This window comes from Nocardia sp. NPDC005825, assembly GCF_040630175.1.
Taxonomy (GTDB): Bacteria; Actinomycetota; Actinomycetes; order Mycobacteriales; family Mycobacteriaceae; genus Nocardia.
Genome location: NZ_JBEXXC010000006.1, coordinates 117,165 through 132,142 on the forward strand (window position 1 = coordinate 117,165; position 14,978 = coordinate 132,142).

A 14,978-nucleotide genomic window follows, 5' to 3' on the forward strand; every position below is an offset into this window, starting at 1 on the left:
AGTGTGCACGGTTCAGGGGACGAGGACGTCCAGTACACCGGGGTGGGCGCGAAAGAGCGCCGGGAGGAGACCGGCCGGGTCGCCGTCCGCGGTGGCGGGTGCGCCGGGGGCGGTGAGGCGGATCTCACGGGCCTGGTACTGGACCGCGGCCGGGTGGTCGATGCGCTTGCCGGAGGACAGGGTGGGGAGCAGGCGCAGCATGTCCAGGCGGGACATGGCGCCGACGACGGTGAGGTCGAGCAGGCCGTCGTCGATCTTCGCGTCGGGGGTGATGAGCATGCCGCCGCCGTAGGTGCGGGTGTTGCCGACCGCCACCATGACCGCGTCGAGTTCGAGGACCGTGCCGTCCGGGTGGTCGGGAGAACCGGTCAGTTCGATGCGGTACGGCACCGCGAGCTTGCCCGCGAGTTCGAGCAGGGCGGCGACGGTGTAGCGCATCGGGCCGTTGGGCCAGCGCAAGGCGTTGGCGCGCAGGGTGACCCGGGCGTCCAGGCCGGTGCCGGTGACGGTGGCGAACCAGATGGCCCGGCCCGACTCCTCGGTCTCGACGGTGCCGAGGTCGATGGCGCGGGTGCGGCCGTCCAGGATGGTGGCCACCGCGGCGGCGGTGTCGTCGGGGACGCCGAGTTCGCGGGCCAGGTCGTTGCCGGTGCCGCCGGGGATCAGACCCAGCGGGACGCCGGTGCCGACCAGGGCCTGCAGCACCACGCCGACCAGTCCGTCACCGCCCGCGGCGACGACGGCGTCGGGGCGGGCGTCCGGGTCGGCCAGGGCCTTGCGGACCAGCCGCTCGCTGTCGGCGGCGGAGTCGCCGAGGATCTCGGTGACCTGGACGCCGAACTCGGCGAACCGGTTGGCCGCCTCGACGGCGACCGTGGCGCCCTTGCCGTGCCCGGACAGCGGGTTGGTCACCAGGGCGATGGAGCGGATGGTTCTCACGGAATCAGCTTCCCAGGGTTGAGGATTCCGGTGGGGTCGACGGCCTGCTTGACCGCGCGCAGCACCTGGACGCCCAGGTCACCGACCTCGTCGGTCATCCACGGGCGGTGATCCGCGCCGACGGCGTGGTGGTGGGTGATGGTGCCGCCGGCGGCCACGATGGCGTCGCCCGCGGCCTTCTTGGCCACGGCCCAGCCCGCGATCGGGTCCTCGGCCTGCTTGGCGACGATGGTGAAGTACAGCGAGGCGCCGGTCGGGTAGGTGTGCGAGATGTGGCACATGACCAGGGCCGGCTGTCCGAGCGCGTCGACCAGCGCCGTGGTCACCCGCTCCTTCAGGTTGGCGAGATTGCTCCAGGTGGTGGCGGTTTCCAGGGTCTCGCACAGCACGCCCACGTCCAGCAGCGCGTCCCGCAGGTAGGGGGCGGCGAAGCGGCCGTGCTCCCATTCCTCGGCCGGGCTCTCGCCCAGCGCGGTGCCGCCGGCGGCGGCCAGCAGGGCGGCGGCCTCGGTGCTGCGGGCGGTCACGTGCGCGGCGGTGCCCTCGAAGGTGGTGACGGCGAGGCAGCCGCCGACGGCCGCGCCGCCGATGTTCCCGGCGCGCGCCAGGTTCAGGCCGGTCTCGGCCTCGTCGGACAGCCGCATGACGGTCGGGGCGGCCCCGGCCTGGATGACCGCGCGCAGGGCGTTGGCGCCGGTGGTGAAGTCGGGGAAGGACCAGGCCTGGTAGCCGGTGGTCTCGGGGATCGGGTGCACGCGCAGGGTGACCTCGGTGATGATGCCGAGCGCGCCCTCGGAGCCGGAGAACAGTTCGCGCAGATCGGGTCCGGCGGCGGAGGCGGGGGCGCGGCCCAGGTCGAGATCGCCCGCGGGGGTGGCGATCCGGAGGCGCTGGATCATGTCGTCGAAGCGCCCGTACCCGGCGGAGGCCTGGCCCGAGGACCGGGTGGCCGCGAAGCCGCCGATGGTGGCGTATTCGAAGCTCTGCGGGAAGTGGCCGAGCGAAAGGCCGTGGCGGGCAAGCAGTTCCTCGGCCTGCGGACCGGACAGGCCCGCGCCGAGGGTGGCGGTGCCGCTGATCGGGTCGACGTCGGTGAGGGTGTCGAGGCGGCGCAGGTCGAGGGCGAGGACGGCGCCGAAGCCGCCGCGCGCGGGGTCGAGGCCGCCGACGACGCTGGTGCCGCCACCGAAGGGGACGACCGCGATGGCATTGGCGGCGCAGTACCGCAGGACCGCGAGGACCTGGTCGTGATCGGCGGGGAAGACGACGGCGTCGGGCGCGTCCTGTTCCCCGTCGGCGCGGCGGCGCAGCAGGTCGGGGGTGGATTTGCCGCCGGCGCGGAGCAGCCGGTCGCGGTGGTCGATGGAGAGGTGCTCGGCTCCGACCACCGCGACGAGCCCGGCGTGCTGGTCCGGGGTGAGCGCGGAGGCGCGCAGCGGCACGTCGCCCTCATCGCGACGGGTCACCGGTTCGCCGGACACCCCGAAAACCTGCGTGAGCAGTCCCCGGATCTGCTCGGACAGTGGTTTGTGTCCGGCCGGGGAGCCCCAGGCGTCCCACACCATACTCGGGCGGAGCTGCGGCTCGCCCGGGTTCGCAGTGGATGCGGAAGCTGCTTGTGTGTCGACCATGCGTTACAGTGTGACATAGAATGTCAAGCAGTAACGGCAACTACTCTCCCATGGTGGCAACCATGAGCTCTACCGAACCATCTTCCGCCGTCGACCGGGCGATCCTGGACGCGGCGCGCGCCTGCGTGGCCGAATTCGGGGTCCGGCGCACCACCCTGACCGAGGTGGCCCGCCGCGCGGGCGTCAGCCGGCCCACCGTCTACCGGCGCTGGGCAGACACCGGTTCCCTGGTGGCCGACCTGCTGGTGCGGGAGCTGCGCGAGATCATCGCCGACACCGCCCCCAGCACCGGCACCGGCCGCGAGCGCCTGGTCGGCGCGATCGTCGGCGGCGGCTCCATGATCCGGCGGAACCCGCTGTTCGCCAAGATCTTCCGCGCCGACGCCGACGTCATGCAGACCTACGTCTTCGAACGCCTGGGCCGCAACCAGCGCGCCCTGATCGACCTGTTCGCCGGAGGCATCCGGGAAGGCCAGGCCGACAACTCGATTCGCGACGGCGATCCGGCGCACCTGGCCGCCATGCTCCTGCTCATCGCCCAATCCGCGGTCCAGTCCGCGTCCGCCTTCGCCGTGGTGGTCGACAGCGACCACCTCGACGCCGAACTGACCCACGCCCTGCACGGCTACCTCGCACCCGCCCCCGGCGACTCCGGACCGCGATAACGCGTCCGGCGATCGACACCGCATCGAAAGGCCCTGATATGACCAGCAATCCGGCTCCGTCCCATTCCGCGCTCAATCGCGAGCGACGGCAGCGGGAGCTGACCGCGCTGGGCGACGGGTCCGCGATCGACCTGCTGGTGATCGGCGGCGGCATCACCGGTGTCGGTGTGGCGCTGGACGCGGCGGCGCGCGGGCTGCGCACGGTCCTGGTGGAGAAGCACGACTTCGCGTTCGGCACCAGCCGCTGGAGTTCCAAGCTGGTGCACGGCGGGCTGCGGTATCTGGCCAGCGGCGGCGTCGGGATCGCGCACGAGAGCGCGGTCGAACGCGACATCCTGCTCACCCGCACCGCCCCGCACCTGACCCGGGCGCTGCCGCAGGTGGTGCCGCTGCTGCCGAGTATCGGCACGGCGCAGAAGCTGCTGGTGCGCACCGGATTCCTGGCCGGTGACGTGCTGCGCCGGACCGCCGGGACGCCGGCGGCGGTGCTGCCGCGCTCGCGACGGGTGGCGGCCGCGGAGGCGCTGCGGCTGGCCCCGACGGTGCGGCGGTCCGGGCTGCGCGGCGGATTGCTGGCCTGGGACGGGCAATTGGTGGACGACGCGCGACTGGTGGTGGCCATCGCCCGCACCGCGGCGCGGGAGGGCGCGACGGTGCTGACCCGGGTCGAGGCCGTCGACGTCACCGGCACCTCGGCCACGCTGCGGGACACGCTGACCGGTGAAACCCTGTCCGTGACAGCGCGTTCGGTGGTGAACGCCACCGGCGTGTGGGCCGATCAGGTGGATCCGAGCATCGAGTTGCGGCCCTCGCGCGGCACCCACCTGGTGTTCGACGCGGCCGCGTTCGGCGGCCTGACCGCCTCGCTGACCGTGCCGATCCCGGGCAGCACCAGCCGTTTCATCTTCGCGTTCCCGGCCGCGCACAACCGCGTGTACCTGGGCCTCACCGACGAGGAGGCGCCCGGCCCGGTGCCGGACGTCCCGCACGCCACCGACGGCGAGATCGACTTCCTGCTCGACACCGTCAACACCGTGCTGCGGGAGCCGTTGCGCCGCAGCGATATCCGCGGCAGCTTCGCGGGCCTGCGGCCGCTGCTGCGCACCGGCGACGACAGCACCGCCGACATCTCCCGCGAGCACGCGGTGCTGACCTCCCCCACCGGCGTGATCACCGTGGTCGGCGGCAAGCTCACCACCTACCGGAAGATGGCCGAGGACGCCGTGGACGCGGCCGTCGGGCACGCGCGGCTCGCCGCCGGGCCGTGCCGCACGCGCGCGCTGCCGCTGGTGGGCGCGGTCTCCGGTGCGGCGCGCGACGCCATCGAGGCCCCGCCGCGGCTGGTCGAGCGCTACGGCAGCGAGGCGGCCGCGGTGCTGGAATTGTCGCGGCAGCATCCGACACTGGCGGCGGAGGTCGCCCCCGGCATGGATGTCACCGGGGCCGAATTCGCTTACGCGGTCAGCCATGAGGGCGCGCTGGACGAATCCGATCTGCTCGACCGCCGCACCCGGATCGGCCTGGTCGACACCGACCGCAAGGCCGCCGAACCGGCCGCGCTGGCCGCCGTCCTGTAGTTCCCGGCCGCCGTCCGGCGCGGCGATCAGCCGGTGACGGCGCAGCCCGAGCCCGTCGGCAGTCCGGTGCCCACCTGGATGTCGACGTAGGGGAAGACGTCCGGGGACCCGGCGTGGCGCTGCCAGATCTGGAGCCGGTGCGGTCCGGGCGTGGTGGGCGTCCAGCGGGCCTGTGCCAGCGAGCCGGAGGGGTTGGCGACGGCGAAGGGAACGCTGTTGTCGTAGAACACGACCGGGGTGACCGGGTCGTCGACGATCCCGTCGATGTCGTAGGAGCAACCGGTCCCGTAGTTGGTGGCCGGGCCGAAGCTGATGCCCGGATCGATGCCGACCCGGGTGCCGGTGGCCGCGGCGGGGGCGGCCAGTGCGGCGAGCGCGGCGACGGTGGCGAGGGTGGCCGCGGAGGCGGTGGTGGTCCTGATGATCGAGCCCGTCATGGTTCGGTCCTCATCGGGTGCCGCCGGGGCCGACTGCCCCGGCACGATGCCTCGATCCTGGCCCCCGGATTGCCGCTTCGGGCCGCATTGCCGCGATCCGCCCGATCACGTGTCGCCGCGAGCGGGCTGTGGAGCTGCCGGATACGCGGCTGTGGTCCGGCCATAGGCACGAGTGCGGAACGGTCATATGCTTGGCTGCGATGTTCCGAGCGCGGGGAGAGGCGCGGGCAGAGGGAGGCGCGGATGGGTCGGATTCCGATGAGGGTCGGGGTGATACCTGGGGCCGGACTGGTCGCCCGGTTCGGAAACGTGGTGATCGTCCTGCACGGCGAGAGCCCGTCCATGGACCGCATCCTCGGCGCGGCCGAGACCGCCGCGGGCGCGGCCGACCCCGGCATGGCCATCGCCCAGCGCCTGGCCGCCACCGTCTTCACCAGCAGCACCGCCCAGCCCCCGGCCTTCGGCGTGGTCGCCCCCACCGCGGGCGGCATCCTGATCCTGCTGCGCGGCTCGGTCACCGCCACCGTCGACGGCCCCGAGGGTCATCGCGTCCTCTCCGGCCAACGCGCCATGACCTGGGCCGACGAGATCATTCAGGACCCGGTCCGCCGCCTCACCCTGTCCGCCGACGGCGCGACGGGCGAGATCCCGCACAGCGACCTGCGCGCGGGCGTCGTGCCCGGCGGCGGCGTGGTCCTGCACGCGCCCGCCTCCGGACTTCCTTCCCAGCGCGGCGACTCACCCGCGAAGGCGGCGCACGCTCCCGCACCGGACTCCGCTCCCCCGCACAACCGCGCCCCCGATCAGCGTCCCCCGGCCACATCCGGCCCGGCGACACAACACCCGTCGGGTCCGTTCGTCGCGTCCGGTCCGGCGGCACCTCCTGCCATCCAGCACGGGTCCACACCGCCTCCCACCCAGCACGCCGCCGCGCCACCCACCCCGCACGCGCAGGGGCCAGGTCCAGGACCGAATGTGGACGTGACCCGACGTGTCACACCCACGCAGTCGCAGACCGGTTCCACCCCCGCCCCCTCCGCGGGCGTGGAAGCCGATCGCGGGCAGGCGGTTTCCCCGCCGGCGGCCGATTCGATGCCCACATCCGGGCCGATCCACCCCCGGAATGCGGCGACGACTCCGCGAGCCGGCGGCCCGGACATGACGAAGAAGCCCGCGGCCCCGTCGCAGCCCGCCGAGCGGCGGGACGATCGCCCGGTTCCGGAAGAGCAGCCGCCGACGGCGGCCTACGTGCCGGAGCCCGAGGTCGCCGAGACGCGGGCGGCGGGCGGTCCGCCGTCCACGTCCACGCTGGCGGGTCCGGGCGCGTCGCTCACGAGCGCGGAGGGTGAGACCTATCCGCTGGATCGCCCCTATGTGATCGGGCGCGATCCGATGATCGACGAGGCGGTGCGGCGAGCGGTGGCCTCGCCCATCGTGATCGCGCGCGACCGGCATGTGTCCCGGGTGCACGCGCGCGTGTTCGTCGAGAAGGGCCAGGTGTTCGTGCGCGACGCGGGCACACCGGGCGGCACCTATGTGGCGGCGCCCGGTGCGGCGGACTGGGTTCGGGTGGGTCAGCAGCCGATGGAGTTGAAGGTGGGCTGGAGCCTGCGGATCGGCGAGCGGGTTCTCACCTACCGCACGGCGTGAATCTCATTGCAGCGCTGACCAGTCCCCGCGCTGGAGGGCGTTGCGGGCGTTCGGCGGGATCGCGAGGCGGGCACGGACGGCCTGTTGGGCGGCGGCCACGTCGGTCGGGTGGTGGCCGAGGACGATCGCGCCGACCACCCGGCCCTGGGACAGGATCAGGCGCCGGTAGGAGGGCCGCGGCGACCCGTCGACGACGATCACCTCGTCGTGCTGCTCGGGTTCGACCCGGCCGATGCCGAACAGTTCCAGGCCGACGCCTTTGAGGATGGTCGCGGGTGTCTCCGCGGTGAGCACCTGCTGTCCGCCGAGCGCGTTGACGGCGGCGGCCTGCGCCTGTTCGGCCGCGATGGGCCACAGGCCCAGGACGCGGTCGCGGTGTTCGGCGACGTCCCCGGCGGCGTACACGTTGGGCGCGGCGGTACGCATCCGGTCGTCCACGAGAATGCCTCGACGGCAAGGGATTCCGGCTCGCACGGCTAGATCGGTGTTGGGTTTGATGCCGGTGGCGGCGAGGAAGACCTCGCAGGGCAGGACGGTGCCGTCTTTCAGAACGACACCGCGTACCGGGGCCGCCCGGTGCCGGTCGGCCGCGGATCCACTCGAGCCGCGGGTCCCACTGGTACTGGAATCTCCTGTCAGCGAGGCTGTTTCGGCCCGGTACCGGACTTCGATCTGCGCCCGGGTGAGGTGGTCGGCGACCATGGCGGAGGCGCGCGCGTCGAGCTGCTTGCTCAGCAGGCGGGAACCGCGCTCCAGCACGGTGACCCGCAAGCCCAGCTGGTGCAGCGCGTACGCCGCCTCGAGTCCGAGCAGGCCGCCGCCCGCGACCACGGCACGGGTACACGACCGCTGCTGGGCATAGGCCCGGATGTCGAGCGCGTCCCCGGCTTCCCGAAGCACGAAACTGCCCGGCCGGTGCAGGCCCTCGATCCCGGGCAGCGCGGCGGACGCGCCGGTGGCCAGGATCAGCCGGTCGTAGGGCAGCACATCACCGGTACCGAGGTGCACTCGTTGCGCACGCGGATCCAGGTGTGTGACAAGGGTATTGAGCCACGGCGTGATCCGGTGATCCTCGTACCACTGCTCGGGTTGCAGGTACAGCCCCTGCATGGCGGAGCGGCCGGGGATGAGCCGGGAGATGCCCATGCGGTTGTAGAAGTCGTGGGATTCCCGCCCGACCAGGTGGATCTCGCAGTCCGGGTGGCCGCGGCGCAGGAAGTCGGCGGCGGTGACGCCCGCGATGCCGGTGCCGATGACGACCAGGCTCACCAGGGAGCGGTCGAAATGGGCGGGCCGGTCGCCGGTGGCGCGGCCGGGCTGCGGGGTGAGCGAGACGCGCACTCCGCCTTCGGTGATCCGCGCGCAGCAGGCCATGCGGGTGTTGTCGGCGAATCCCAGTCGGCGCAGGGTGTTCTGCTCGTCACCGGTCGGTGCGCACAGTTTCTCGCCGCCCTCGAGGATGGCGACCGGGTCCGCGCCGCAGACGCCCATGCGGCAGCCCGACTCCAGCGGCAGGTTCGCCTTCTCGGCCAGATCGAGCAGGCTGACACCGATCTCGGCGGCCACGGCGCGGCCGTCGAACTCCACCGAAGCGCCTGGGGCCGTTGCCTTCTCGGCCTCGCGCGGGCGCGGGAACGGCAGCAGCACCGGTGCGGTGCGCGCCCCGGTGGTGAGTGCGTACTGGAGTTCACCGACCCGGGCGCGAGCCAGGAACAGCAGCGTCGCCGCCAGGACGAAGAGGCTGATCGGCCAGTGCAGCCAGGCCACGCCCCCGATACCGGTGACGGTGGTGAACGCCCCGAGCAGCACCGGCCCCGCGAACCAGTAGAAGCCGTTCAACGCGATCGCCGCGTACACCGCCGACAGCACGGCCGCGCTCACCCCGGTCAGCGCCTCGACCGCGAAGTAGACGCCCACCGCGACCAGCACGGCCGCCCCGAGCGCCAGATACCGTTGCGGCACAGCGACACCCGGATACCCGGCCAGCACCATGAATCCGAGGACGAATCCGGGCAGCGCGGCGGCGAACAGTTTGCGCGGCGCGCTCCAGCCGGGATCCGGGTCGGCCATGTCGGCCTGGTAGGCGGCGCGCGGTTTGAAGTCGAAGCAGTTCTTGGCGCAGCCCAGGCACGGCCGGCAGTGGTTGTTGGCGATGGTGACGAACGGCGTCTGCCCGTAGGCGCGCTGCAAGGGGAACAGCGGGCAGATGCTGGAGCACCACCCGCTCTTGCCCTTGAACGCGATGCCGCCGGTGAACGCGGCCAGCAGCACCGTGGAAAGCACTATGCCGGTGGCGATTCCGCTGCGATCGAGTCCGGCCACCCGGGATCCGGCGATGCCGAAGAACAGGGCGACCGCGATCAGATACCCGCGCTGCTGCAACCAGGCCGGTGCCGTGGCCCCGCGGGTGAAGCGCAGCAGCCGGGGCAGCTGATTGGTGGCGGCGAGCGGACAGGTGTTGCGCCACAACCCCGGTGCGATCAGGAACAGCCCCGGCAGCAGCGGCACCACGATCTTGAAGAAGACGAACAGCCCGCCCGCCGGCCGCACGAACAGCGTGACGATCAACGCCAGGTACGCGGTGATGCTCAGCACGCGCACGCCCTGCCAGACCCGCAGCGGGATCCGGCTGGGCAGTTCGGTGAAGGCGGGGAACAGGTTCCGCTGCCCGGTCGGGTCGAGGCCGAGGACCCGGTTGGCGACCGCCACCCAGCCGGGCGGCGGGGTGGGTTCCGCGCCGGGCGGCCGGGGAATCACGCCGGAGGGCCCGAGCACGGTCTCGGATCCGTCGAAGCCGTCGGGTTCGGCGGTGGGCATGTGCAGCACCAGGATCTCGCAGCGTCCCAGCCGCACCACGTCGCCGGTCATCAGTTCGCGCCGCCCGGTCAACGCCACCCCGTTGACGGTGGTGCCGTTGCGGCTTCCCAGGTCGACCACCGACAGCGCGGTCGGTGTGGGCACCAGCCGCAGGTGCTGCCGGGACACCCCGCCGTCGGCGAGCACCTCGTGGCTGCCGTCTCGTCCGAACACGATGGGCCCGTCCAGCATGCGCCGCCGCGCGGGCCGTCCCCATTCGCGGATCTCGATGACCGGCCGACCAGCCATGCTCCCACCCCTTCCCCGGCGCGGCCACCGATCGCGCCGCGCTCGTGTCTATATCGCCGATTTCCGGGCTCACCATTACCGTCGGGGCGGTATGTCATTGCCGCCGCGGCGCTGTCGTCATCAGCCGCCCCGGCGCTGTGTCCCGCGCCCGCGCCTGTTCGCGCCGGTCCGCGCCCGTCAGGCGCGCTCCCGTAGTCGCTGCACCCGCACGTAGCGGTACCGCTTCCCGACCCGCCGGCATCCGGTCGCGAGCGCCAGTCCCGTCGCCGCACCGCCTGCGGCACAGGCGATCACGCTGAGCAGCGTGGGTTCCCGCCCGAGCAGCACCCACGCCGCACCGACGGCCGCCACCCCCAGCAGTCCCATACTGATGGCCAGTCCGACGGTCGACGCGAACCGGGCGCTCCCGCGCCGCAGCGTCCGCGCGTTCGATTCGGCGTAGGCCGCCGCGAACAACAGCAGCAACGCCAGCCCGACCCCGGTGGCCGTGGTGGTCGCGGGCTGCCGTGTCCGCACCCCGAACCGGTAGGCCGCCGTCTGAGACCCATTGCGGGACAATGACAATTCCCCGGTCAGCCGTCCGGCGAGCACATACCGGTGCACCGGCGCGGCCACCTCCCCCGCGCCTCCGGCCAGCGTCGTCTCCCCGCCTCCGGCCCGCAGCCCGAGCACATTCACCGACAGCTTCGCGCCGTCGGCCGCCCCACCCGACACCGTGATCGGCACCGGCTCGGACAGATCCAGCACCACCGTCCCGGCGGCCGGATCGACCCCGCCGATCCGCACCATCCCCACCGGCGGCGCGTCCCGCCCGACGGCCCCGATCCCGAGCACCGCGGCCCCGCCGGTCACCACGGCCAGCAGCCCCGCCACCAGGAACGGAACCCGCGGCGACGGCAAGGTCACCACCTGCTGCACCGGCACCAGATCCGCCCGCGCCACCTCCACCAACCGCACGCCACCGTGCTGGATCGGCTCCCGAGGCCGCACCCGTTCCATCGGCAGCGTCGATCCGGGCCCGAACCCGAGACCCGCGGCCCCGCGGCCGTCCGTCCGTCCGCCACCTCCCGGCCCGGGAACCGGTCCCCCGGGCCTCGGCCCGCCATGACCTGCGGGAGGAACCCCTCCGGGCGCGGGTCCTGGGCCCTGCCCGGCCCGCATCGTGGGCGCGGAGCGTCGGTCGGCGTCGGACCGGTGCGGTGACCGAATCGGCTGCGGCCCAGGCGTTATCGGGCCGGATCCGGAGGCGCGCGTCGGCGCGTTCGGCGGCGGGTTCCCGGGTCCGGGTCGCGCAGCTCGCGGTGGCGTCATCGGGCCGGGCGCTGATCCCGTGCCGGGCGTGGTCCCCGGACCGGTTCGCATCCCCGGACCGGTCGGCATCCGGTCGCCGGGCGGTGGGGTGAGGGGGCCGTGGGGGCCGTGGGGGCCGTGGGGGCCGCGCATCGGAGGCGGGGTGTGGGGCGCGGGCCCCGAACGGGGGGTGCCGGTGGCCGCGGCGACGATGGTGTCGGCGCCGATGACGGGGATGCCCACGGGGGTGAGCCAATTCGTGCCCCACAAGTGGGCGGCGGTTTCGGCGATGGCGATGCCGAAGGTCTCGGCGGTGTCGTAGCGTTCGGCCGGGTCGGAGGCGAGGCCGCGCATGACGGCTTCGGCGATGGGGTGGGGGACGAAGGGGGCGACCTCGGTGAGGGGGACGGGGTCGGAGTAGGCGTGGGCGAAGAGCAGGGCCAGCGCGTCGGATCCGGTCGGGAAGGGCAGGACGCCGGAGAGGAGCTGGTAGAGCATGGTGGCCAGGGCGTAGACGTCGGTGGCCGGGGAGAGCCCTTGGCCGCGAACCTGTTCGGGGGCGATGTAGGAGGGGGTGCCGATGATCTCCCCGGCCTTGGTGACCAGGGTGTCCTCGCCGCCGACGATCTTGGCGATGCCGAAGTCGGTGAGTTTGAGCGCACCGTTGGCCGCGAACATCAGGTTGGAGGGTTTGACGTCGCGGTGCAGGATACCGATGCGGTGCGCGGCGTCCAGTCCGGCCGCGCAGGACAGGGCGACCGCGACCGCGGCGGTGGCCTCGAATCCCGCGGTGACGAACCGGTTCTCGACGGTCCCGCCGGGCAGGTATTCGAGGACCAGCAGGCACAGGTCGTCGTGTTCGACGTAGTCGTAGACCGGCACCACGTGCGGGTGGTCGAGCGCCGCCATCACCCGCGCCTCGTCGACGAAGCGCCGCCGCACCTGCATGTCGTCGGCGAAGTGCGGCGGAATCTGTTTGATGGCGACCCGCCGGTGCAGTCCGCGATGCACCCCCGCCAGCACCACCCCGCATCCGCCGCGCCCGATCTGCCCGCCGATCTCGTACCCGGGCAGCGCGGCCCGCACGCGCGCCACATCGGCGTCGCTGAGATTCCCCGCGCTCATCTCCCCGCGCCCTCCGGCCGGAATCCGCTCCCGCCGGGATCACCGCGTAGCGTCGGCTCGTCGTCGGGATCGGGCGTGCCGGGTCGTTGCACACCCGCCGGATACCCGGCGGTCTGCTCGCCGGTTCCGGCCGGACCCGTCCCGCCACCGGGGTCGCCGACGGCGGGCGCCCCGCCCGAGGGCAGCAGCGTCTCCGCGCCGACCTCCGGCCGCCCACCCGACCGCGGGGAATGCACCGTGGTGGTGGCGTTTTCGCCGGTGTCGGGCAGCATGGCGGATGCCAGTGGCCCGCCGCCCGGGTACGCGCCGCCGAATCCGGACTTCGAGATGCGGGTCGTCTCCCCGCTCCGGAACGCGGCGGGATCGGGCGTGGGCGCCGGGGCGGGACCTCCCGGGAAGACACGCATCGACCCGGGCGGCGCACCCGGTCCGGGCGGCGCCGCCGTGCCGGAACCGGCCGGCCCGTAGGGCACGAATTCCGTTGCCGCACTGGGCGGCTGGTTCCGGACATCGAGGTCGGGATAGGTGCCGCCCGGCCCGACCGGCCTCAGGTCGCGGAACGTGCCGCCGTAGGGCGGATTCGGGCCCACCGGCACGGCCTCGTGCGCCGGTTCGACCGGGCCGGGGAACGGCATCGGCGCGCCGCTCGCCTGGGGTGTGCCCATCCCGGGCTGCCCGCCGAACGGCACGCCCAAGCCGCGTGGCGCCCCGCCCTGCGGCGCGCCGAGCCCGACAGGCGCTCCGATACCGAGGGGTGAGCCGGACCCGGCGGGGAAGCCGCGGGCATCGAGTTCCTGTGCGGCGGCGAGATCTTCGGGATCCAGCCCGAGATCATCGGATTGCCGTGGCGTGGGCGAGAGGTACCCGGCCAGGAAGAACACGGCCGCCAGCACCCCGGCCAGCGACAACCACAGCACGGTCCCCGGCACCCACCACCGGGCCACCGACCCGGTGAACCCGATCATCAGCCCGATGCCGATGCCGGGCGCGAGCAGCCGCAGCCCGCGCTGCCAGCGATTGGCCGAGAGCCGGTGGCGCGCAACGGTCAAGGCCGCGTCGGCTATAGCGAGACCGGTCAGTACCGCGATGATGATCCCGAACAGTCCGTACACCGAAGCCAGGGACCCGCGCACGTCGACGACGGTGTGCAGGGAGGCCAACGGCTTGCCGTCCTGGCCGATCAGGGTCAGGTCGGAGCCGATCAGCCCGGTCGCCTGCCCGTCCAGTCCGGCCGGATCCAGCCGGTAGGTGAGCTTCTCGGTCTTGCCCGCCCCCACCGTCAATTCGACTGTCGTGGAATAGGAGTAGAAGTTCAGTCCCAGCACGTGCCCGGCGAGGTCGACCCGCCGGATCGACACCGAACCGGACGACTTGTTGGTCACCTCGACGACGACCAGGGACACCTTCTCGGGATCCAGCCGCACCGGATTCCCGGCGTCCGCGCCGCCGATGGCCCGCCCGTCCAGCGTGGCCGTCGCGCTGACCCCGCCCGCCGCGCTCGCGGGCGGGGCCGCGAACAGTAGTGCGGCGACGGCGAAGACGACCGCGGCCAGCCCGGCGTACACCGCCCGGCCCGGTCCCCGCATGCTTCGGGCACCGCGCGCGGTGAGCGGCGGTGCGGTGCGTTCGTTCATCGGGGCCTCCGTGCCGGGAGATGGGAGATCATCCGGTGGCCGTAGAACCAGCCGCCGATGAGCAGGAAGAACACCAGCACCGTCATGGTCGCCGCGCCGCCGCCGACCTGACTGACCAGCACGATGTCCAGGGGCGCGGCCAGTTTCTTGCCGCACTCGGCGGTGACCTCGTGCTGACCGATCTCGGTGCCGCCGGTGGTGAGCGTGGCCTGGAACCCGCCGTCCGCGCCGGCGGTGGTGTCGGCCGCGGCGGCCCCGCCGATCGAAAGCCGCACCGCCGCACCGGGATCACAGCCGCTGCCACTGGCCACCACGGGCGCGCCGGGCGGGACCGCGGGCGGATTCAGCTGCAATCCGGAAACCTGCGGGGCCACAGGCGGCTTGGTCTCGGTGGTCGGCGGTGTGGTGTCGGTCGTCGGCGGCGGTGTGGTGGTTGTCGTGGGCGGCGGCGGTACGGCGGTCGTCACCGAGGTGATCGGCGGCGGATTGCCGCCACCGGTAGCGCATTGACCGTTCGGGGGCTTGACCGAACCGTCGGGACATCGCGGTGGCTGGGTGGTCGGGCAGTCGCCGTTCGCAGGTTTGACCGATCCGTCCGAGCACGTGATCGGTGGATTCGTGGTGGGACAGTCACGATTCGGGGGTTTGGTCGAACCGTCCTTGCATGTCACCGGTGGCGGACAGGTGCTCCCGGCGGGCTTGGTCGTGCCGTCCGAACATTTCTCGATTGCCGGACACGACCCGCCCGCGGGCTTCCAGGAACCGTCCGGGCACTTGGTCGGGCACTCCCCGCCGGCGGGCTTCGTCGAACCGTCCGGGCACTTCGTCGGGCAGTCCCCGGTCGCGGGCTTCTGCGAACCATCCGGGCAGGTCGGGCGTTTAGGGCACTCGCCGCTCGGCGGCTGCACCGAACCGTCCCAGCAGT

General features: G+C 73.1%; 10 protein-coding genes. 3 read left to right on the forward strand and 7 right to left on the reverse strand.

The genetic code is table 11. The features are described 5' to 3' along the window. Window positions 1–12 precede the first annotated feature (12 nt). Window positions 13–939 (reverse strand): YegS/Rv2252/BmrU family lipid kinase, encoded by a 927-nt coding sequence (locus ABZ382_RS18365; protein ID WP_357090213.1) that lies wholly within the window; start codon window positions 937–939, stop codon window positions 13–15. Continuing rightward, a complete protein-coding gene (locus tag ABZ382_RS18370) occupies window positions 936–2,504 on the reverse strand; it encodes an FAD-binding oxidoreductase (RefSeq protein ID WP_357090729.1) in 1,569 nt (522 codons plus the stop codon). The genes ABZ382_RS18365 and ABZ382_RS18370 overlap by 4 nt, the downstream gene beginning before the upstream one ends. A gap of 128 nt (window positions 2,505–2,632) precedes the next feature. On the opposite strand from ABZ382_RS18370, the gene ABZ382_RS18375 reads away from it, so the two are divergent. Beyond that, the gene (locus ABZ382_RS18375; protein ID WP_357090215.1) at window positions 2,633–3,235 is read left to right on the forward strand and encodes a TetR/AcrR family transcriptional regulator; all 603 of its coding nucleotides are present in this window, start codon (window positions 2,633–2,635) and stop codon (window positions 3,233–3,235) included. A 38-nt stretch (window positions 3,236–3,273) separates the two neighbouring features. Further along, window positions 3,274–4,812, forward strand: coding sequence for a glycerol-3-phosphate dehydrogenase/oxidase (locus ABZ382_RS18380; RefSeq protein WP_357090217.1), 1,539 nt, complete (start codon window positions 3,274–3,276; stop codon window positions 4,810–4,812). Window positions 4,813–4,838: 26 nt separating this feature from the next. Here the strand turns inward: ABZ382_RS18380 and ABZ382_RS18385 are convergent, their stop codons facing one another. Then, entirely contained in the window at window positions 4,839–5,249 is a 411-nt protein-coding gene (locus tag ABZ382_RS18385) for a hypothetical protein (RefSeq protein ID WP_357090219.1), read from the reverse strand. Between the two features lie 243 nt (window positions 5,250–5,492). Here ABZ382_RS18385 and ABZ382_RS18390 point away from each other — a divergent pair, with 243 nt between their 5' ends. After that, a complete protein-coding gene (locus ABZ382_RS18390; protein WP_357090221.1) occupies window positions 5,493–6,899 on the forward strand; it encodes an FHA domain-containing protein in 1,407 nt (468 codons plus the stop codon). Between the two features lie 3 nt (window positions 6,900–6,902). Here ABZ382_RS18390 and ABZ382_RS18395 read toward each other — a convergent pair whose 3' ends face one another. The 4 genes from ABZ382_RS18395 to ABZ382_RS18410 all read right to left on the reverse strand — a co-directional run bounded on the left by ABZ382_RS18395 (window position 6,903) and on the right by ABZ382_RS18410 (window position 14,520). Next, a complete protein-coding gene (locus ABZ382_RS18395) occupies window positions 6,903–10,004 on the reverse strand; it encodes an FAD-dependent oxidoreductase (RefSeq protein ID WP_357090223.1) in 3,102 nt (1,033 codons plus the stop codon). A gap of 177 nt (window positions 10,005–10,181) precedes the next feature. Further along, on the reverse strand, window positions 10,182–12,419 hold the full coding sequence (locus ABZ382_RS18400; RefSeq protein ID WP_357090225.1) for a serine/threonine-protein kinase: 2,238 nt from the start codon (window positions 12,417–12,419) through the stop codon (window positions 10,182–10,184). Next, a complete protein-coding gene (locus ABZ382_RS18405) occupies window positions 12,416–14,053 on the reverse strand; it encodes a hypothetical protein (RefSeq protein WP_357090227.1) in 1,638 nt (545 codons plus the stop codon). Before ABZ382_RS18405 ends, ABZ382_RS18400 begins: the two co-directional genes overlap by 4 nt. Then, window positions 14,050–14,520, reverse strand: a complete 471-nt coding sequence (locus ABZ382_RS18410; RefSeq protein WP_357090229.1) for a hypothetical protein — start codon at window positions 14,518–14,520, stop codon at window positions 14,050–14,052. Before ABZ382_RS18410 ends, ABZ382_RS18405 begins: the two co-directional genes overlap by 4 nt. Window positions 14,521–14,978: the final 458 nt, after the last annotated feature.